This window comes from Arcanobacterium sp. S3PF19, assembly GCF_000758825.1.
In the GTDB taxonomy this organism is placed as follows: Bacteria; Actinomycetota; Actinomycetes; order Actinomycetales; family Actinomycetaceae; genus Arcanobacterium_A.
In genome coordinates this window covers 92,568-112,302 of sequence record NZ_JRMX01000005.1, presented here as the reverse complement: position 1 = coordinate 112,302, position 19,735 = coordinate 92,568, and the positions used below count along the sequence as shown (strand labels likewise).

Below are 19,735 nucleotides of genomic sequence, written 5' to 3'. Positions count from 1 at the left end.
CATGGCAGATCCGGCAGAGTACCGTCCGAAAACATCCGATATTCCCGTCGAACCGGGAGTATACCGTTTCCTTGACGGCGAAGGACGCATTATCTATGTGGGGAAGGCCAAATCGCTGCGTAAACGCTTGGTCTCCTATTTTCGCGACCCGCAAAAACTCCATCCGCGCACGCGAAAAATGGTTTTTTCCGCTTCCGGGGTAACATGGGTGACCGTCCGCTCGGAACTCGAGGCGCTTACACTCGAATATGCCTGGATTAAAGAATACACTCCGCGCTACAACATCATGTACCGCGACGACAAATCATATCCGTATCTTGCCGTAACCGAGTCCGAAGAGTACCCGAGGCTTGTGGTCACCCGCAGCGCACACCGCAGAGGGAACCGCTATTACGGTCCGTACACGCAGGTGCATGCGGTACGCGAGTCCCTTGACCTGCTGCGCAGAATTTTTCCCGTGCGCACCTGCACCAAAGGGGTTTTTGAAACGGCGCGGAAAACAAACCGTCCCTGCCTTAACGGATTTATCGACAAATGCTGCGCCCCCTGTGTCGGACGTGTTTCGGAGGAAGAGTATCGGGGAATTATCCGCTCTCTTGTGCGGTATCTGGAATCGGACGGCGAAGAACTGATCGGCGAGAAGACCCGGCAGATGCACCTTGCGGCCGGGAATCTGGAATTTGAGACGGCAGCAAAAATCAGGGATCAGATCACGGCTTTGGAAACAATTGCCCGGCGCAATACGCTTGTGCTTGCGCGGGACACGGATGCCGATATTTTTGCGCTGAGCACGGACGAGCTGGAAGCCGGAGTGCAGGTTTTCTATGTGCGCGCAGGACGTGTGCGCGGTCAGCGCGGGTGGATTACGGAAACGGGAGGCTACGATGCACCTACGCTGCTGAATTCGCTTCTGATTCAGGCGTACGGGGAATCCGCCCGGAGCAGCGCCGCTTTTGAAAAAAGCGGCGCCAAATCGGTAGACGACGTCCGTCATACAGCTGTCGGCGCAATACCGCGCGAAATCTGGCTCCCTCTGCTTCCCGCCGACGAAGAAGCCCTGCTCGGGTGGCTGACTGCGCTGCGCGGAGCCGCCGTGCATTTTCGCGTGCCGCAAAGGGGAATAAAAGCACAGCTGATGCAGACCGTAGAGGAAAATGCGGTGCGGATTCTGCGGCAGCACAAACTGGCACGGATCGGCGATCTGCCGCAGCGGGATGCGGCACTGAAGGAACTGCGCGCGGGATTGGATCTTCCCGTTTCCCCGCTGCGGATCGAATGCTACGATATTTCCCACACGCAGGGAACATACCGGGTGGCTTCGATGGTCGTATTTGAAGACGGTATGCCGAAGAAAAAAGAATACCGCCATTTCGAAGTGCACGGCGGAGACGGGGAAGCAGACGATACTGCGGCAATGAATGAAATACTTACACGCCGGCTCTCCCGCCTGAAACGGGAAAATACCAATCTTTGCGCGCAGGGGCACGGCCGGGAGCAGCCGGCGGAAGCCCGCACGGACCGGGCCGCGGAAAAACCGCATTTTGCCTACCGTCCGGATTTAATTGTGGTAGACGGAGGCCTGCCGCAGGTGAATGCGGCGGCAAAGGCAATTGCCGCCGCCGGGGCGCAGATTTGCGTGATCGGTTTGGCAAAGCGGCTCGAAGAGGTCTGGATCCCGGGGGAGGAATATCCGATTATTTTTTCGCGCAGTTCTCCGGCTTTGCGGCTGCTGCAGCATCTGCGCGACGAATCCCACCGTTTTGCGATCACTTTCCATCGCAGAAAACGGGCAAAGGCAATGACCCGCTCGGCACTGGACGAAATTCCGGGCCTGGGGGAGCACAAACAGAAACTGCTGCTGAAAAAGTTCGGATCCGTGAAACGTATCCGCAATGCCGCGCCCGAAGATCTGCTCCGGGTGCCGGGAATCGGACCGAAGCTGGCACAGACGGTCAGCGAATATCTGCATTCCCATAATTACCCGGCCGATGGTGAATAATAAATTTTCGTGGCACGATAGTCATATGAGCGATTTTGCGAACATCAACGACACAGCCAAGATTCCCAAATTTATTGCGGATTTGGACGGCAGGGCCACCCTGCCCCAAAATACCGTGCCCGAAATTCTCATCGTAACGGGAATGTCCGGAGCCGGCAGAAGCCGCGCCGCCGCCACGTTGGAAGATTTGGGCTGGTATGTGATCGACAATCTTCCGCCGCGTCTGCTGCAGGCGATGTCACGGCTGATAACACCGGCGGGAAGCGTGCAGAAACTGGCGTGTGTGGTTGATGTGCGCTCCCGGGATTTCTTTTTGGAATTGGTGGATGTGCTGCATTCCCTGCACGAGTCGTGCGTCGATTACCGGATTATTTATCTGGACGCTTCCGACGAGGAGTTGGTCCGCCGGTATGAGTCCGTGCGCCGCCCGCACCCGCTTCAGGGAGAGGGGACGCTGCTGCAGGGAATCCGGCGGGAGAGGGAAACACTGCGCGAGCTGCGTAACCGGGCCGATACGGTAATCGATACCACAAATCTTTCCGTGCACGATCTGGCGCGCAAAATCCGCAGCAACGTCGCTTCCGAAACGCAGGCAAAAGTCAGTTTTACGGTGATGAGTTTCGGTTTTAAATACGGTATTCCCCTGGACGCCGACCACGTTGCCGACGTGCGTTTTGTCCCGAATCCGTATTGGGTCTCCGAACTGCGTCACCTTAACGGAAAAGACCGTCCCGTGCGGGATTTTGTGCTCAATGTCGACGGGGCACGTACCTTTGCCCAAAAATATGCCGACCTGCTGGCGGGGCTGGTGGACGGATACGAACACGAACTGAAACCGTATGTGACGGTGGCCGTCGGATGCACGGGCGGAAAACACCGCTCGGTGGCAATAGCGGAGGAAATTTCCCGGCTGCTGCGCGAACGGGGGATTGCCGTGCGCACGCTGCACCGTGATCTGGGACGCGAATAAACGGCAGGTGCGCGCACCAATGGATGCATATCATCGGATGGAATCCGTATTTTCGGATTCCGGGGCCCGCGGCCCGAAAGTGGTTGCCCTCGGCGGCGGCCACGGCCTGTACGCTTCCCTTTCGGCACTGAAAATTCTGACCCGCAATGTAACTGCCGTGGTAACGGTGGCAGACGACGGAGGCTCCTCGGGGCGCCTGCGCAAAGAGTTCGGCGTGCTTCCCCCGGGCGATCTGCGGATGGCTCTCTCCGCACTGTGTGACGACAGTGAGTGGGGTCAGACGTGGCGTGATGTTTTGCAGTACCGTTTTTCTTCTGCCGGGGATCTGAATGGGCATTCGCTCGGCAATCTGCTGATTACCGGACTTTGGGATTTGCTCGGCGACGACCCGGTAACGGGTTTGGACTGGGTGGGACGGCTGCTGAACACAAAAGGACGGGTTGTGCCCATGGCTTCCGTTCCCCTGCAGATCGAGGCCGATGCGAGTGTCCGCGGCAGCAGGAAAACGATTCACGGGCAGGTTTCGGTGGCGAAATCAAATGCGCGGATCGACAGGATTCGGATTATTCCGCCCAATCCTGCGGTCGCACAGGAAGCGTTGGACGCGATTGGCGATGCCGATCTGATTTTTTTCGGTCCCGGATCCTGGTATACGTCCGTAATTCCGCATCTTCTGGTTCCGCAGCTGCGTGCGGCTCTCACGGCGTCGAAAGCGAAAAAGATACTGGTGCTGAATCTGAGTGACGATGCGGAGACGCAGTCCATGTCTGCCGCGGATTTGGTACGCATTTTCCGCGATACTGCTCCCGGTGTGAAACTGGATGCGGTTTTGGCAGACAGGGGAGCGACGGCACACCCGGACAGGCTGCAAAACGAGGCGCAGCTGTGCAATGCTTCTCTGTACTGCCGCAATGTTGCCGATCCCCGGAATCCGGTGCGCCATGATCCGCTCTACCTTGCCGCGGCTTACCGTGAAATTGCATTTAATTTCCGCAGCTGCGCCCGTGGCGGGGATTGACGGGTCGCGGGAAAAACGGATTTTTGATAGCTTGTAATGTAGTCTTTATGAGGAGTTACGTCAATGCCAGCGTTAACCGTGCCGGTAAAAAATGAAATTTCGGATGTGTATCCGCCCCTTGCCTCGTCTATGGTGGCCGAGATTTCGACCATGTTCAGATTTGCCGGAGGCCTGCAGATCAATTCCGGCGTGGTTGGCCTGCACGCGGAACTCACGCATCCCGGAGCGGCACGGCATCTGTGGGAACTTTTGCGCAGGGCATACAACATTACGGCGGAACTGGTGGCCGTGCACAATTCAATGCGCAACGGAAATCATTATGTGCTGCAGGTGACGGACCGCGGGGAGCGGATTGCGCGCAGACTCGGTCTGCTGGACGCCAAAGGGCGGCTGATGAGGGGTCTGGCACCGCATATCGTCTCGGGATCGAAAGCCGATGCGGCGGCGGCCTGGCGGGGTGCTTTTTTGGCCCGGGGAACCCTGCTTGAGCCGGGCAGAAATGCCTCTTTGGAAGTTACGTGCCCGTCTTTGGAAGCTGCCTATGCGATCGGCGGCCTGGCGAGACGGATGGAGATTCCCTACAGGGCAAGAGAATCGCGGGGTGCGCATCGGGTCGATATCCGCGAAGGAGATGCAATTTCCGCAATGCTCACCCGAATCGGCGCCAACGATGCGGTTCTTGTCTGGGAGGAGCTGCGCACGCAGCGGGAAGTCAACGGAAGCATTAACCGGCTGGCGAACTTTGACGACGCCAATATGCGCCGCAGTGCGGACGCGGCGGTGATTGCGGTAATCCGCGTAAAACGTGCCTTTGAAATTCTCGGAGCCGATATTCCCGAAAAGCTGCGCGAAGCCGGGGAATGCAGAATAAAATACCCGCACGACTCGCTGAACGTGCTGGGAGAAAGACTTTCGCAGACCGCCACAAAGGATGCGGTTGCGGGCAGACTGCGCAGACTGAACACGATGGCCGACAAACGCGCGCAGGAACTCGGAATTCCCTCCACACTGGATGCCGTTGAGGAAGCGGAAAAACGTTCTTTGCGGGGATAAACCGTTCTTCTTTGCGCACCAAAGTGAAAAACAACACAGGCACATTCGCTATCTGTGAATGAAACACGCGAAAGTGCCGTTAGTCCTTAACTTAAGTGTGATTTGGAGATAGTATTGATACGGATCGAAAAGTGCCTTGCACAGGCAGGTGCTTATCGTGAGATCGCCGGTGATGCCCGGCGATAACATCTCATACTACGTACACATCTGTGTACAAGGAGGAACAGAGTGACTATTCGCGTTGGTATTAACGGCTTTGGCCGTATTGGCCGTAATTTCACCCGTGCGGCTCTTGCCAAGGGTGCTGATTTTGAGATCGTGGCAATCAACGATCTTACCGACAACAAGACCCTTGCACACCTGCTCAAGTACGATTCCATTTTGGGTAAACTCGATCAGGAAGTCAGCTACGACGATGACGCCATTTTCATCGGCGGCAAGGAAATTAAGTCTTTCGCAGAGCGTAACCCGGCCGATCTTCCGTGGGGCAAGCTGAACGTGGATATCGTTGTTGAGTCCACGGGCCGTTTCACCAATGCCGAAGACGCGAAGGCGCACATTGCCGCGGGAGCGAAGAAGGTTCTCATTTCTGCTCCGGCGAAGAATGAAGACGCAACTTTCGTGCTCGGTGTAAACGAAAAGGATTACGATCCGGCGAAGCACAACATTATTTCCAACGCTTCCTGCACCACAAACTGCCTTGCCCCGCTGGCCAAGGTTCTGAACGATGAATTCGGCATTGTAAAGGGTCTGATGACCACCATTCACGCATACACCGCCGATCAGAATCTGCAGGACGGTCCGCACAAGGATCTGCGCCGTGCGCGGGCGGCAGCTCTGAACATCGTTCCGACCAAGACGGGTGCCGCGGCAGCCGTTGCGTTGGTAATTCCGGAGCTCAAGGGCAAGTTCGACGGCTACGCGCTGCGTGTTCCGACTCCGACCGGCTCGGTAACGGATCTGACCTTCGAAGCCCCGCGTGAACTCACCGTTGAGGAAGTAAATGCTGCCGTTAAGAAGGCAGCGGAAGGCGAACTGAAGGGCATTCTCGCCTACACCGAAGATCCGATCGTGTCGAAGGATATCGAAACCGATCCGCATTCTTCCATCTTCGATTCCGGTCTGACCAAGGTGATCGGCAATCAGGTGAAGGTTGTTTCCTGGTACGACAACGAATGGGGTTACTCCAACCGCCTCGTTGACCTTTGCTCGCTCGTAGCTTCCAAGCTCTAAGCCAAGCATTAATTATGTCGAACTGATAGGTGTCTGTGCGATTCGGCACAGACACCTATCTTTTCAAAACTCGTCAAACGGAGAAGAAAATAATGCGTACAATTGATTCACTCGGAGATCTTTCAGGGAAGAAAGTACTTGTTCGCTCAGACTTTAATGTGCCTCTCGACGCGGAAAAGAACATCACCGACGACGGCCGGATCCGTGCCGCCCTTCCGACTCTTACCCGACTTGTCAAAGCCGGGGCGAAAGTTGTCGTAATGGCACATCTGGGCCGTCCGAAAGGAAAGGTAAACCCGGACTTTTCGCTGGCTCCCGTTGCGGCACGCCTGGGAGAGCTTTTGGGCCAAAACGTAAAACTTGCTGCCGACACTGTGGGAGAAGATGCCCACCGTCTGGCGGCGCAGGTCGGTCCGGGCGAAGTGGTGCTGCTGGAAAATGTCCGCTTTGACCCGCGCGAAACATCCAAAACAGACAGCGAACGCGAAGAACTGGCCGCCCTGTACGCGGCTCTGGCGGATGTGTATGTTTCGGACGGTTTCGGTGTGGTACACCGTAAGCAGGCGTCTGTATACGATGTGGCAAAGCTGCTTCCGTCTGCGGCGGGCGAACTCGTATTCAAAGAGATCGATTCGCTTTCCAAGGCAACCGACAATCCGCAGCGTCCTTACACGGTTATTCTCGGCGGCTCAAAAGTTTCCGACAAGCTGGGCGTGATCGACAATCTCATCGAGAAAGCGGACCGGCTGCTCATCGGCGGCGGTATGGCATATACTTTCCTTCGGGCACAGGGATACGAAGTAGGAAAGTCACTGCTGGAAGAAGATCAGATCGAAAACGCCAAAGCATATTTGGAAAAGGCGAAGCAAAAGGGAGTTGAAATCCTGCTTCCCACAGACAACGTCACCGCTGCCGAATTCAAAGCCGACGCGCCTGCTTCGGTGCATCCGGCGGACGCAATGCCCGCGCAGGAAATGGGTCTGGATATCGGTCCGCAGACGGCGGAAAGATACGCACAGGCAATTGCCGATTCCAAGACGATCGTATGGAACGGACCGATGGGCGTATTTGAATTTGAGGCATTTGCAAAAGGTACCCGCGCAGTGGCGCAGGCGATGCAGGATGCCTGCGGATTCACCATTGTCGGAGGCGGAGATTCCGCGGCCGCGGTACGCACGCTGGGTTACGATGAGACTAAATTTAACCATATTTCAACCGGCGGCGGAGCTTCGCTCGAGTTTCTTGAGGGAAAGACCCTGCCGGGAATTGCCGTATTGGAGGATTAATTTATGGCACGCACACCGTTAATGGCCGGTAACTGGAAGATGAATCTGGATCATCTGGAGGCTGCCGCACTCGTACAGAAGCTTGACTGGACGCTGAAAGATCTGAAGCACGATTTCAGCAGGGTGGAAGCTGCGGTAATCGTTCCGTTTACCGATATCCGCTCTGTGCAGACGCTGGTTGAAGCCGATGAAATGAAAATTAAGTACGGGGCACAGGATGTGTCCGTCCACGATGCCGGAGCTTACACCGGCGAGATTTCCACAGCCATGCTCACCGCTTTGGGGTGCACGTATGTGGTCGTCGGACATTCGGAACGCCGCGAATACCACGGTGAGACCTCGCAGCTCGTGGGGCAGAAGGCGAAGAAGGCACTGGATGCGGGTCTGCTGCCGATTATGTGCTGCGGCGAAGCTCTGGAAATCCGCAAAGCCGGTACACACGTACAGTACGTGCTGGGCCAGGTAGAGGAAATGCTCTCCGGTCTGACTGCCGAAGAAGTGGCAAAGTCGGTTATCGCCTACGAACCCATTTGGGCAATCGGAACCGGAGAAGTGGCCACACCGGAAAACGCACAGGAGGTATGCGGCGCAATCAGAACAAAGGTCGCCGAACTGTTCGACCGGGCCACTGCCGATGCACTGCGTATTCAGTACGGCGGTTCGGTGAAGTCCGCAAACGTAAAAGACATCATGGCGCAGCCTGATGTGGACGGAGCCCTCGTGGGCGGAGCTTCGCTGAAAGCGGATGAATTCGCAAAGATTGTAACTTATCTGGGATAAGGCAGTCCGAAACACTGCGGGATGTTGGTGGGCGGTAAACTTTTACAACTCACCAACATCTTGTATTATTAAGGCTGTGTCGAAATTCGACTTGGCTGCAAAACAAAGCGGAATTTAGGCTGTAAAGGAAGTATAGAGAAGTGGGCGTTATTTTAGTCATTTGCAAAGTACTCTTGGTGATTTCAAGTCTGCTTTTGATGGTCGCAATTCTGCTGCACAAAGGCCGCGGAGGCGGCATTTCGGATATGTTCGGCGGAGGCATTTCCACTTCCATGCGTTCTTCGGGCGTCGCGGAAAGGAATCTGAACCGAATCACCATCGGAACTTCGGTGATATGGACGGTTTTGATTATTCTGATCGGTCTGCTGACCAAATTCATGTGATCTTACCGCACAAAAGCTGCCCCAACACAGATTTTGGGGCAGCTTTGTTTTTAGCCGTAATTTGCGGTTTCACACAAAAAGGACAGAAAAATCAGGTTGACCTAAGTAGTTTTAAATCCAAGAATAATGGTTTATTTTTGGAGATTTCAGTGCCGAAACAGATCTACGGAAACGGAAAAGTCCGCCTGTGTCTTTGCATATCCGCGATACTTGCCATGGTGTTTTCCCTCGTGTGTTTCATTCCGCCGGCAATGGCGGAAGACTATTCGCAAATCCGTGACGTACCCCTTTTACGCTGACGGAAATGTGAAAGCAAATTGGGATGCCGCGCAAAAAACAATAACAACGTCCGTCAAACAAATATAAAGTGTTTTGGGGGTGGCAGCGAAAGCGGCCACCCCCAAAACCATAAACCGTAACCGATTATTGCTGCATGGCTTCGGCCACGGCTTCGTTCAGCTCATTCCATGCAATCTCAAACTTTTCCACACCCTCGGCTTCGAGCCTGTCGGTAGCGGAAGAAAAATCAATTCCCAGACGGACAATCTGTTTAATTATCTGTTCGGAATTTTCAATTTCACCGCAGATTGTGTCTCCGGTTATTTCCGCAGTGTCCAATGTTGCCCGCAACGTTGCCTCCGGCATTGTATTCACGGTGTTCTTTGCCACCAGACGGTCAACATACAAAGTGGGGGAGTAATCGGGATTCTTCACACCCGTCGACGCCCACAAAGGACGCTGGATATTGGCACCCCGGGCAGCCAACTGCGCAAAACGCTGCGAATTCACAAAATGATCCAGATACACGCCATAGGCGACACGGGCGTTGGCCAGAGCCGCTTTGCCGCGCATCGCCAGTGCGTCGGGAGAACCGATTTCGCTCAGCCGGGCATCGATTTCGGTGTCCACACGGGAGACGAAAAACGAAGCAACCGAATGAATGGTACTGATATCGATCCCTTTTTCCAGTGCCTTTTCCAATCCGCAGAAATAGGCATCAATCACCTGCCGGTAGCGGTCGGCGGAGAAGATCAGAGTTACGTTGACCGATATTCCCTCTGCCACGGCGGCAGTAATGGCATGCAGACCTTCAAGCGTGGCCGGAATTTTAATCATCACATTCGGACGGTCTACCAGTTTCCACAGCTTCTTTGCCTGCACTACCGTTTCTTCGCCGGCATGGGCCAGACGCGGATCCACTTCAATCGACACCCGCCCGTCGTATCCGTTGGTATTGCGGTAGGTTTCGGCAAACAGATCACATGCCTGCCTTACGTCTTCGGACGTAAGAACAGTAATAATCTCTTCCGCCGATTTGCCGGCATCGGATAATTTGGCGATATCTTCCCGATAATCCCGGGCTCCGCTGATTGCGTTGCGGAAAATAGACGGATTCGTGGTCACGCCGCTGATAAAACCGTCCCCGATCATCTTTTCCAGCTGCCCCGAAACCAGGCGGGCGCGAGAAAGATCATCCAGCCATACCGAGACGCCGCACTCACGTAGTTTTTCGATATTGTTCATCGTATTCATTCCTTTCCGCAGCGGGATCCGGCAGCGGCGGCAAGGGACTCCTTTGCCGCCGCGGCAACTGCCTGCGCCGTAATGCCGTACTTTTCAAAAAGCCTCTTTGCGGGGGCCGATTCTCCGTAGTGATTTATTCCGATGCTTCTGCCGGCGTCTCCGACATATCCGGCCCAGCCGAAAGTCGAACCGGCTTCCACGCTTACACGGGCCTTCATGGCGGGAGGAAGCACCTCTTCCCGATATGAGCTGTCCTGCGCCTCGAACCAGGAAAGGCAGGGGAGAGAAACAACGCGCGCGGAAATACCCTCTTCTGCCAGAATCTTACGTGCGTCAAGAGCTATTGACACTTCCGAACCCGTGGCGAGCAGGGCGACGTCATCTCCCGCGGCAAGCACGTAACCGCCGCGCAAAACGCCGCAGGCCGGGGCGAGCATATCTCCCTTTGCTTCCGTGCCGCGTTCGAATACGGGCAGATTCTGCCGGGAAAGAACAATCGCCGCCGGCCGTTCTTTCTGTTCCAGAATCCCACGCCACGCATAGGATGTTTCGTTGGCATCCGCGGGGCGCACAAGATCAAAATCGGGAATTGCCCGGTATGCCCACAGATGTTCGATCGGCTGATGCGTCGGACCGTCTTCGCCCACGCCTATCGAATCATGCGTCCACACAAACACGGAAGGCACTTTCATCAGTGCCGCCAGGCGGACAGCGGGACGCATATAGTCGGAGAACACGAAGAATGTTCCTCCATAGGCGCGTGTCGGCCCGTGCAGCACAATCCCGTTGAGAATTGCGCCCATCGCGTGTTCGCGAATTCCGAAATGCACATTCCTGCCGTATATATTCCCTGACCAGGCATTGGTTGAATGCTCGGCGGGAATGAAGGACGGATCCCCTTTCATCGCCGTATTGTTTGAGCCCGCCAAATCGGCCGATCCGCCCCAAAGTTCGGGGAAAACATCTTTAATCGCATTGAGCACCCGGCCCGAAGCCGCACGGGTGGAAATATCTTTCCCGGGTTCGAAAACCGGAAAAGCCTCCCGACAGTTTTCGGGCAGTTTTCCGGCCTGCAGCCGGTCAAACAGCTCTGCCCTGTGCGGATTTGCCTTCCGCCACGCGGCAAAACGCGCATCCCATGTTTTATGTGCGCCGGCCGCTCTTTCGGCAGCCTGACGGCGGGTATAGGCCAATAGATCCGCGGGAACGTCGAAAGTTTTTTCCGGGTCGAGACCCAAAATTTTCTTCAGGCCGCGGATTTCTTCTTCGCCCAGCGCCGAACCGTGCGAACCTCCCGTGCCCTGTTTGGTGGGCGAAGGCCAGGCGATAATCGTAGACAGTTTTATGACGGACGGCCTGTCCGTAACCTTTTTTGCGTTTTCAATCGCCGCATACAGCGCATCCAAATCTTCGTTGTATCCGTCTTTTCCGCGCCAGTTCACGCTTTGGGTATGCCATCCGTAGGCGGCAAATCTGGCAAGCACGTCTTCGGTGAAGGCAACCTGCGTGTCGTCTTCGATGGAAATTCTGTTTTCGTCGAAAATCAGAATCAGATTTCCGAGTTCCTGTGTGCCCGCCAGCGAGCACGCTTCGGAAGTAACGCCCTCCTGCAGACAGCCTTCACCGCAGACGGCAAAGATATAGTGGTCGAAAGGGCTTTCCCCGGCCGGCGCGTCGGGGTCGAAAAGACCGCGTTCCCGCCGGGCGGCCATCGCCATTCCCACGGCGGAAGAAACGCCCTGGCCAAGAGGACCGGTGGTCATCTCCACACCTTTTGTGTGCCGGTATTCCGGATGCCCGGGAGTAAGGGAATTTTCGGTGCGCAGAGATTCAAGATCAGACAGTTCCAGGCCGTACCCGGCAAAAAACAGCTGATTGTAAAGCGTAAGCGAAGAGTGTCCGATGGAAAGCACAAATCTGTCTCTTCCCACCCAACGGTCGTCGCGCGGATCGTGGCGCATTATTTTCTGAAAGAGCAGATACGCCAGCGGCGAGAGTGAAATTGCGGTGCCCGGGTGACCGTTCCCGGCTTTCTGCACGGCATCGGCGGCAAGCGCACGCCCGGCATCCACTGCTTTCTGGTCGTATTCCGTCCATTTTAACGTACTCATACGGGTACTCACTTCCATAACAGTCGTTGTTATAATATTGGTCTCTCCTGCGGATAATTATAGTGCATTGCGCCACATACTTCTTCGGGACTATGCGCGGCGCGAAAAGAAAAACGGCACATGGGCAGGGAAGTCAAAACAAAATGGCTATAATCAAAGAGAATCCGACAGAAAGCAGAAAATGAAGTGCGCAAAATCACAGCGGAACGAAAACCGTTTCCCGTCATCGATATGTATCTCAGCCATTTACGCGCCGAACGCTCACTGGCCGCAAACACACTGAAGGCGTACGGCAGGGATCTGCGCTACTATGCGGATTATCTGCATTCGGAGCATATTGCCGAACTGTCCGCGGTGCACACGCGGCACGTGGAAGCCTTCGCGGAGTATCTGCAGGGCAAAAACAGCCGGCTGCATCTGTCGCGCCCGTCGGTGGCCAGAATACTCGCCTGCGTCCGCGGTCTGCATAAATTTGCCTTCGAGGAAGGAAAAACGAAGCACAACCCGGCCGCGGAAGTAAAACCGCCCAAAATCCCGCTGCGGCTGCCCAAAGCGGTCACCGTCGGGGAAATGCAGAACCTGATTGAATCCGCCGGCGCGGGAGACGATCCCGTTTCCCTGCGCGACAGGGCACTGCTGGAGATGCTCTACGGAACCGGAGCCAGAATTTCCGAAGCCGTTTCACTGAGCGCGGAAGATATCTCCCGGGAAACCGCGTCCGTCATGCTGCTGGGAAAAGGCGGAAAAGAACGCATTGTTCCGCTGGGCAGCTACGCTCTGGCCGCCCTGGACGCGTATCTCGTGCGGGGAAGACCGGCGCTTGCCGCAAAAGGAAGCGGAAATCCGTATCTGTTTCTGAACAAACGCGGCAATCCGCTTTCCAGGCAATCCGCGTGGGAAATTATCCGCCGGGCGGCACAGCGCGCGCACCTGAGGCACATCAGCCCGCACACCTTTCGTCATTCTTTTGCCACACATCTGCTGCAGGGAGGTGCGGACATACGTGTCGTACAGGAACTTCTCGGCCATGCCTCCGTTGCCACGACACAGATATACACCAAGATAACCGCGGAAACGATCCGCGAAGTATATGCAACTGCCCATCCGCGTGCCCTGCATACGTAAATTTGGGGGAAATTTTGGTAGATTAGTATTGTGAATGCACAACAGAGCGAACTTTTTGTGAATTTGGGCGAGGGCGAAGCGTTTCCGCTGCCAAAAGAACCGGAGAGCCACGGTCCGGCGCGGATTATTGCCATGTGTAACCAAAAAGGCGGCGTGGGGAAAACCACCACTTCCATCAATCTGGCCGCGGCACTGGCGGGATACGGGCGCAAAGTGCTGGTAGTTGATTTCGATCCGCAGGGAGCTGCCTCGGCGGGACTGGGAATAAACGCGATGGCGCTGGAACGCACGGTTTACAGTGAAATGATTGCGGCAAAACCCGACATCAGGGAGATAATTGTGCACACATCCGTGCCCGGACTTGATGTGGCACCGGCAAACATCGAACTTTCCGCGGCCGAAATTCAGCTGATCAACGAGGTGGCAAGGGAACAGTGCCTGTCGCGCGTGCTGCGTCCGGTGACGGATGAATACGATGTGATTATCGTGGACTGCCAGCCTTCCCTCGGGCTGCTTACCGTGAATGCGCTTACCGCCGCGCACGGCGTAATTATTCCTCTCGGTGCGGAATTTTTTGCAATGCGCGGAGTGGCACTGCTGGTCGATCAGATAGAAAGAGTGCAGGACCGTCTCAACCCGCGTCTGGTAATCGACGGTGTTTTGCTGACGATGGTCGACACCCGCACGATCCATGCCCGGGAAGTAATCGATCTGGTCAGGGAAAGATTTGGAAAGAAAGTGTTTGAAACCCAGATTTCACGCACCGTCAAATTCCCCGACGCCACAATTGCCGCCGAGCCGATTACAACATATGCACCCAACCACCCCGGGGCGAAAGCCTACAGACAGCTGGCACGGGAGCTGATTGCCCGGGGAGCCAGTGCCTGACGGCAGGAAAACCATGAAGGGAGCACCCGCCGCGGAACCGGATTTATTCAGCTCCGCAAAAGAAGAATTCGCCGTGCATCTGGATGTGTTTGCCGGCCCTTTTGAAGTGCTTCTTTCGCTGATTGCCCGCCGGCGCCTGGATATCACAAAAGTATCGCTGTCGCAGGTTACCGACGATTTTATAGCTTTTTTGCGCGCCCAAAAAGATTTGGACCTGTCCGGGGCCTCGGAATTTTTGGTAGTTGCGGCAACGCTTTTGGATCTGAAGGCGGCACGTCTGCTGCCCCGAAACGAAGAGAGCGACGGGGAAATGCCCGAACTGCTGGAGGCGCGTGATCTGCTGTTTGCCAAAATGCTTCAGTATCGGGCATTCAAAGAAGTGGCACACGGATTCGCTCTCCGTCTGGCCATGCAGTCCCTGGCTTTTGCGCGCGATGTTCCTCCGGAACCGCAGATCAGCGCACTGCTCCCGCAAACGGTGTTGGATCTGACTCCGGAGGAATTTGCCCGGCTCGCCGCCGGAGTCCTGTCCCGGAAAAAAGACGAAGTAAACTTTGACCATCTGCATGATCCGCCGGTGTCTGTGGAATCGCAGCTGGCTTATCTGCGCGGGAGGCTGATCGCGGGAGACAGAGTGTCGTTTTCCGGACTGTGCCGTGACGCCGGCAACGTGTCTACCGTTATCTCCCGTTTTCTTGCTATTCTGGAACTTCTGCGGAACGGGGAAATTTCCGCAGAGCAGAATGCGCCGCTGGATCCGCTCTATATTATACGGACCGCGGTTAAATCGCCGGCAGCGGAAAAAAGCACGAAAGGGGAGAGCCGTGTCTGACAGCGCGTATCTGAAAGGCGCACTGGAAGCAATTCTGATGGTTGCCGACAGTCCCGTTCCGGCTGCACGGCTGGCGGAAACACTTTCGCTGGACGAAGCGGAAACAGTTTCCCTGCTCAGGGAAATAGCACGCTCGTGCGCAGGGCAGGAGACACAAAACGGGGAAGGATATCTGCGCGGTTTTCAGCTGCGGGAGGCGGCCGGCGGATGGCGTTTTTATTCCCACCCGCGTTTTGCCGACGTTGTCGGCGAATACGCAACCGCCGGGCAGAACGAAAAACTTTCGGTGCAGGCACTGGAAACACTGGCGGTTATCGCCTACCGGCAGCCGGTAACCCGTTCACAGATTGCCGCGGTGCGCGGAGTGGAAGTAGACTCGGTAGTGCGTACCCTGCTGATGCGCGGACTGATCCGCAAGTGCGCGACGGCACCGCAAAGCGGCGCGGGACTGTATGAAACAACGGATTGTTTTCTGGAAAAAATGGGGCTGAAATCTCTCTCCGATTTACCGGACTTGGCTCCTTATCTGCCGGATAATGAAGCTTTGGAAGATATCGAGAAAGAAATACTATGAGCACAGCAAACCGCGATATTCACGACCCGCAGGGGCAACGGCTGCAGAAAATACTGGCACACGCCGGCGTAGGCTCGCGCAGGGCGTGCGAGGCAATGATCGGGCAGGGGCGCGTAAGCGTAAACGGAACCGTGGTCAGACAGCTGGGTGTGCGGGTAGATCCGCAGACGGCGGTGATCCACGTGGACGGAATGCGTATTGAACAGAATGAAAACATGCTGACCGTTGCGCTTTACAAACCGCCGGGCGTGGTTTCGACCATGCACGACGACCAGGGGCGGAAAACGCTTCAGGATTTCGTCAGCGACCGTCCCGGGCGGCTGTTCCATGTGGGACGCCTCGACGCAGACACGGAAGGACTGATTTTGCTGTCCAATGACGGCGAACTGACCCACCGTCTTACCCACCCCTCCTATGAAGTGCCGAAAACATACATTGCGCGCGTGCAGGGAACAGTGACGCGCGGTCTGGGCAAAGTTCTTGAAAACGGAATTACTTTGGACGACGGGCCGATAAAAGTAGACCGTTTTACGCTGCGTGAATCGGCAGCCCGGAATTCAATTGTGGAACTGCGGCTGCATTCGGGGAAAAATCGTATTGTGCGCAGAATGATGGAAGAAGTCGGGCATCCGGTGATGGAACTGGTCCGCACGGGATTCGGCAATATCACCGTAGGCCATCTGAAACCGGGGCGGACACGCGTAATCGCAGGCAGTGAGCTGAGCGCATTGAAGCATCTGGTGGGAATGTAAGTGTCGGAAAGGAAAGCAATGGGAAACGGAAAAACGCCCGTATCCGCGGTCGTGGCGATTGATGGGCCTTCCGGGTCGGGAAAGTCCACGGTGGCGCGAAAAGTAGCGGAAAGATTCGGTCTCGGTTATCTCGATACCGGGGCAATGTACCGCGCCGCAACATGGTGGGTGATGCAAAAGAACATCACTTTAACAGACCGCGATGCTGTTTCCGCAGCTGTGCGGAAAATGCCGCTTACCGTGCAGACCGATCCCCGGCGGCAAAACGTGATCTGCGGAGATACGGATATCACGGACGTCATTCGCACTTCCGGACTGTCGAAAGTGGTTTCGCAGGTGGCGACCAATCCCGACGTGCGCAAAGAACTGATCCGCAGACAGCGGGAAATCATCGCCCGCGAATGCGAACCGGGCGGATTCTCCGGGGGAAAGGGAATTGTTGCCGAAGGACGCGACATTACCACGGTAGTTGCCCCCGATGCCGACGTACGCATTCTGCTGACGGCCAGCCGGGAAGCCCGGCTTGCCCGGCGGGCACGGGAAGTACGGGGAAGCGACAGCGCACAGGCTCTGGCCGCCACGCGCGACGAAGTTCTGCGCAGAGACCGCGACGACTCCGCCGTTTCTGAATTTATGACCGCGCAGGAGGGGGTAACCGAAATAGATTCGTCGAATCTCACTCTCGAACAGACCGTGGACGCGGTGGCTGCTCTTGTCGGAGGTCCGCGCGGTGAATAAAGAAAACCGGGATAACAGTTTTGCCCTGCAGCGTTCGTTTCTCGACGGATATGAACTCGACGGGCAGGATTACTCCATCCTCGATGAGGATTTTGCAATGCCTGCCCGCGACGCTCTGCCTTCCCTGCCCGTACTGGCGGTGGTGGGCCGGCCGAACGTGGGCAAATCCACGCTTGTAAACAGAATCGTGGGCCGGCGGGCAGCCGTGGTACAGGACGAACCCGGCGTGACGCGCGACAGGGTATCTTATGAAGCCGGATGGAACGGCAGAAATTTCACGGTTGTGGATACCGGCGGCTGGGAGGCAAAAACCGAGGGGATCGACAAATCCGTGGCCCTGCAGGCAGAATATGCGGTGCGGCAGGCGGATGCCGTACTTCTGACCGTGGATGCGAATGTGGGAATCACACACACCGACGAACAGATTGTAAAAATGCTGCGCAGGGCGAACCGTCCGGTTGTTCTTGCCGCCAATAAAGTTGACTCCGCACAGCAGGAAGCAGATGCGGCGCAGCTGTGGAATCTCGGTTTGGGCCGTCCGTATCCGGTTTCCGCCCTGCACGGGCGCGGCACGGGAGATCTGCTGGATGCCGTTCTTGCCGTTCTGCCCGAAGTTTCGGGGAGGAAACAGAGCGGAAAGGCGGGCCTGCACCGCATAGCGCTGATCGGCCGGCCGAACGTGGGCAAATCCTCGCTGCTCAACAGGCTGACGGGAGAAAACCGCGTGGTCGTAAACGATACTGCGGGCACTACCCGCGATCCCGTGGACGAAACCGTGGAACTGGACGGCCGGCTGTGGACTTTTGTCGATACCGCGGGGATCCGCCGCCGTGTGCATTTAACGCACGGCGCCGACTATTACGCTTCCGTGCGCACGCAGAGGGCATTGGAAAACGCCGATCTCGGGTTGGTACTCACCGATGCCACGCAGGTTCTGTCCGAGCAGGATGTGCGCGTAATCCGGCAGGTGATAGATGCAGGAAAAGCAATTGTTTTAATCTGCAACAAATGGGATCTGACGGACGAAGAACGCCGGGCGGATCTGGAGCGCGAAATTGCCAGGGATTTGGTTCAGCTGCCCTGGATGGAACGGGTAAATCTTTCCGCGCTCACGGGATGGCATACCAACCGTATTACGCGGGCAATGAATACGGCTTTGGCCTCATGGGAAAAAAGAATTCCGACAGGAAAACTGAATGCCTTTTTGGGCGAGGTGGTGGCGGCCAATCCGCATCCGGTACGCGGAGGGAAGCAGCCGCGGATTCTGTTCGGCACGCAGGTGGCAAACTGTCCGCCGAAGTTCGTTTTGTTTACCTCGGGATTTTTGGATCACGGATACCGCCGTTTTCTGGAACGGAAAATCAGGGAAGAATTCGGCTTCACCGGATCCCCGATTCAGATTTCGGTGCGTGAACGCAAACGGCGCCGCCCATAGCCGCTTCGGGATCGGTTTTGCGGGGTATGCTCCGCAACCAAAAACCGGGCAGCTCCCGCGGTTTTTGGTATCGGGCGGGGCACGCCTTCCGCAGGAAACCGGCGGAGGGCATATTGCGGTAAAATCGGAAATATGAGCAGTGCATTTTATCCTTCCGAACCGCAGTGGCTTTCATGGGCCAAAGAACTGCAGGCCCTCTCGCAGTCCGGACTGGCGTACACCCAAAATGTTTTTGAGCGTGAACGCTATGAAAGAATCCGTGAAATTTCGGCAGAAATCCTTACCGCATATTCCGCCGGAGAGATTTCTTTGGCGAAAGTCAAAGATCTGTTCTGCAATGAGGACGGGTATCAGACTCCGAAGCTGGACACGCGCGCGGTGATTTTTGACCAAACACGGGAAAAACTTTTATTCGTAAAAGAAAATGACGGACTGTGGTCATTTCCGGGCGGATGGGTTGACGCGGACGAAACCGTTGCTTCGAACACGGTCAAGGAGGCACGCGAGGAATCCGGTTTGGAGGTACAGCCTACGCGACTGCTCGCGGTGTTGATCCGCGACAATCGCACAGGACGCACGTGGGTGCACAATATCGTGAAAATATTTGTCGAATGCACTCCTTTGGGCGGCAGATTCGTACCCAACAGCGAAACACTGGACGCGCGGTATTTCGCGGAAGACGAACTGCCGGAAATCTGTACGGCGAAGCAGACGCCGGAGCAGATCAGCCTCTGTTTCCGGGCCGTAAAAGATCCCAATTGGCAGGCCGTGTTCTGCTGAATTGTAAAATATCCGGCCGCCCATAACGACAGACGCGTCGAATTTGCCTTTCTTTACAGGCGTGAAAATGGGCCGAAGCGTCAGGCTGACCGGAATATACGATAAAACCGAACGGATTCTTGCCCGTTTCAAATTTCAAGAACACGGGAAACACATAATAACGTTGCAAAGATAAATATCCGCGCATCTTTCACGTGCAGGAAAAGTCGAAATTCCGAAAACTCCGCCGACCGACGAGGAGAAACCGCAACATA

General features: G+C 56.0%; 19 protein-coding genes. 17 read left to right on the top strand and 2 right to left on the bottom strand.

The genetic code is table 11. The annotated features are described in order from the left end of the window. The first annotated feature begins 1 nt into the window (after window position 1). From uvrC to HMPREF1631_RS07150, 9 genes are all read left to right on the top strand, one after another. A complete protein-coding gene (gene uvrC / locus HMPREF1631_RS00995) occupies window positions 2–1,999 on the top strand; it encodes an excinuclease ABC subunit UvrC (RefSeq protein ID WP_034231266.1) in 1,998 nt (665 codons plus the stop codon). 25 nt (window positions 2,000–2,024) lie between these two features. Next, window positions 2,025–2,969 (top strand): RNase adapter RapZ, encoded by a 945-nt coding sequence (rapZ, locus tag HMPREF1631_RS00990; protein ID WP_034231264.1) that lies wholly within the window; start codon window positions 2,025–2,027, stop codon window positions 2,967–2,969. Between the two features lie 19 nt (window positions 2,970–2,988). Further along, on the top strand, window positions 2,989–3,987 hold the full coding sequence (yvcK, locus tag HMPREF1631_RS00985) for a uridine diphosphate-N-acetylglucosamine-binding protein YvcK (protein WP_052046927.1): 999 nt from the start codon (window positions 2,989–2,991) through the stop codon (window positions 3,985–3,987). 63 nt (window positions 3,988–4,050) lie between these two features. Beyond that, a complete protein-coding gene (whiA, locus tag HMPREF1631_RS00980; protein ID WP_034231261.1) occupies window positions 4,051–5,040 on the top strand; it encodes a DNA-binding protein WhiA in 990 nt (329 codons plus the stop codon). 228 nt (window positions 5,041–5,268) lie between these two features. Beyond that, window positions 5,269–6,273, top strand: a complete 1,005-nt coding sequence (gene gap / locus HMPREF1631_RS00975) for a type I glyceraldehyde-3-phosphate dehydrogenase (protein ID WP_034231258.1) — start codon at window positions 5,269–5,271, stop codon at window positions 6,271–6,273. 92 nt (window positions 6,274–6,365) lie between these two features. Continuing rightward, on the top strand, window positions 6,366–7,559 hold the full coding sequence (gene pgk / locus HMPREF1631_RS00970; protein WP_034231255.1) for a phosphoglycerate kinase: 1,194 nt from the start codon (window positions 6,366–6,368) through the stop codon (window positions 7,557–7,559). Between the two features lie 3 nt (window positions 7,560–7,562). After that, complete coding sequence (gene tpiA / locus HMPREF1631_RS00965) at window positions 7,563–8,339, top strand: triose-phosphate isomerase (RefSeq protein ID WP_034231253.1); 777 nt, start codon at window positions 7,563–7,565, stop codon at window positions 8,337–8,339. A 140-nt stretch (window positions 8,340–8,479) separates the two neighbouring features. Continuing rightward, window positions 8,480–8,722 (top strand): preprotein translocase subunit SecG, encoded by a 243-nt coding sequence (gene secG, locus HMPREF1631_RS00960; protein ID WP_034231250.1) that lies wholly within the window; start codon window positions 8,480–8,482, stop codon window positions 8,720–8,722. Continuing rightward, complete coding sequence (locus tag HMPREF1631_RS07150; protein ID WP_198017347.1) at window positions 8,674–9,021, top strand: hypothetical protein; 348 nt, start codon at window positions 8,674–8,676, stop codon at window positions 9,019–9,021. Before secG ends, HMPREF1631_RS07150 begins: the two co-directional genes overlap by 49 nt. Window positions 9,022–9,145: 124 nt before the next feature. Here HMPREF1631_RS07150 and tal read toward each other — a convergent pair whose 3' ends face one another. Together tal and tkt are read right to left on the bottom strand one after the other, a co-directional pair. Next, on the bottom strand, window positions 9,146–10,246 hold the full coding sequence (gene tal, locus HMPREF1631_RS00955) for a transaldolase (RefSeq protein ID WP_232215383.1): 1,101 nt from the start codon (window positions 10,244–10,246) through the stop codon (window positions 9,146–9,148). Between the two features lie 5 nt (window positions 10,247–10,251). Beyond that, a complete protein-coding gene (tkt, locus tag HMPREF1631_RS00950) occupies window positions 10,252–12,357 on the bottom strand; it encodes a transketolase (protein ID WP_034231480.1) in 2,106 nt (701 codons plus the stop codon). A 231-nt stretch (window positions 12,358–12,588) separates the two neighbouring features. Here tkt and xerD point away from each other — a divergent pair, with 231 nt between their 5' ends. The 8 genes from xerD to HMPREF1631_RS00910 all read left to right on the top strand — a co-directional run bounded on the left by xerD (window position 12,589) and on the right by HMPREF1631_RS00910 (window position 19,481). Continuing rightward, window positions 12,589–13,482, top strand: coding sequence for a site-specific tyrosine recombinase XerD (gene xerD / locus HMPREF1631_RS00945; RefSeq protein WP_084707292.1), 894 nt, complete (start codon window positions 12,589–12,591; stop codon window positions 13,480–13,482). Window positions 13,483–13,512: 30 nt separating this feature from the next. Next, on the top strand, window positions 13,513–14,370 hold the full coding sequence (locus HMPREF1631_RS00940) for an AAA family ATPase (protein WP_034231245.1): 858 nt from the start codon (window positions 13,513–13,515) through the stop codon (window positions 14,368–14,370). Between the two features lie 13 nt (window positions 14,371–14,383). Further along, complete coding sequence (locus HMPREF1631_RS00935; protein ID WP_034231243.1) at window positions 14,384–15,202, top strand: ScpA family protein; 819 nt, start codon at window positions 14,384–14,386, stop codon at window positions 15,200–15,202. Continuing rightward, window positions 15,195–15,776 carry an SMC-Scp complex subunit ScpB gene (locus tag HMPREF1631_RS00930; protein ID WP_034231242.1) on the top strand — a complete coding sequence of 194 codons (582 nt, stop codon included), beginning with the start codon at window positions 15,195–15,197 and terminating at the stop codon, window positions 15,774–15,776. Before HMPREF1631_RS00935 ends, HMPREF1631_RS00930 begins: the two co-directional genes overlap by 8 nt. Next, on the top strand, window positions 15,773–16,528 hold the full coding sequence (locus HMPREF1631_RS00925; protein ID WP_034231240.1) for a pseudouridine synthase: 756 nt from the start codon (window positions 15,773–15,775) through the stop codon (window positions 16,526–16,528). Before HMPREF1631_RS00930 ends, HMPREF1631_RS00925 begins: the two co-directional genes overlap by 4 nt. Before the next feature lie 18 nt (window positions 16,529–16,546). Next, entirely contained in the window at window positions 16,547–17,266 is a 720-nt protein-coding gene (gene cmk, locus HMPREF1631_RS00920) for a (d)CMP kinase (RefSeq protein WP_034231475.1), read from the top strand. Further along, window positions 17,259–18,701 carry a ribosome biogenesis GTPase Der gene (gene der / locus HMPREF1631_RS00915; RefSeq protein WP_034231238.1) on the top strand — a complete coding sequence of 481 codons (1,443 nt, stop codon included), beginning with the start codon at window positions 17,259–17,261 and terminating at the stop codon, window positions 18,699–18,701. The genes cmk and der overlap by 8 nt, the downstream gene beginning before the upstream one ends. A 132-nt stretch (window positions 18,702–18,833) precedes the next feature. Then, on the top strand, window positions 18,834–19,481 hold the full coding sequence (locus HMPREF1631_RS00910) for an NUDIX hydrolase N-terminal domain-containing protein (protein WP_034231236.1): 648 nt from the start codon (window positions 18,834–18,836) through the stop codon (window positions 19,479–19,481). Window positions 19,482–19,735 lie beyond the last annotated feature (254 nt).

Coding starts and splice junctions, on each gene's coding strand:
- whiA (WP_034231261.1), top strand. CDS start 4,051: ATGCCAGCGTTAACCGTGCCGGTAAAAAATGAAATTTCGGATGTGTAT.
- tkt (WP_034231480.1), bottom strand. CDS start 12,357: ATGAGTACGTTAAAATGGACGGAATACGACCAGAAAGCAGTGGATGCC.
- HMPREF1631_RS00910 (WP_034231236.1), top strand. CDS start 18,834: ATGAGCAGTGCATTTTATCCTTCCGAACCGCAGTGGCTTTCATGGGCC.
- pgk (WP_034231255.1), top strand. CDS start 6,366: ATGCGTACAATTGATTCACTCGGAGATCTTTCAGGGAAGAAAGTACTT.
- tpiA (WP_034231253.1), top strand. CDS start 7,563: ATGGCACGCACACCGTTAATGGCCGGTAACTGGAAGATGAATCTGGAT.
- cmk (WP_034231475.1), top strand. CDS start 16,547: ATGGGAAACGGAAAAACGCCCGTATCCGCGGTCGTGGCGATTGATGGG.
- HMPREF1631_RS07150 (WP_198017347.1), top strand. CDS start 8,674: ATGGACGGTTTTGATTATTCTGATCGGTCTGCTGACCAAATTCATGTG.
- uvrC (WP_034231266.1), top strand. CDS start 2: ATGGCAGATCCGGCAGAGTACCGTCCGAAAACATCCGATATTCCCGTC.
- tal (WP_232215383.1), bottom strand. CDS start 10,246: ATGAACAATATCGAAAAACTACGTGAGTGCGGCGTCTCGGTATGGCTG.
- yvcK (WP_052046927.1), top strand. CDS start 2,989: ATGGATGCATATCATCGGATGGAATCCGTATTTTCGGATTCCGGGGCC.
- HMPREF1631_RS00925 (WP_034231240.1), top strand. CDS start 15,773: ATGAGCACAGCAAACCGCGATATTCACGACCCGCAGGGGCAACGGCTG.
- xerD (WP_084707292.1), top strand. CDS start 12,589: ATGTATCTCAGCCATTTACGCGCCGAACGCTCACTGGCCGCAAACACA.
- rapZ (WP_034231264.1), top strand. CDS start 2,025: ATGAGCGATTTTGCGAACATCAACGACACAGCCAAGATTCCCAAATTT.
- HMPREF1631_RS00935 (WP_034231243.1), top strand. CDS start 14,384: ATGAAGGGAGCACCCGCCGCGGAACCGGATTTATTCAGCTCCGCAAAA.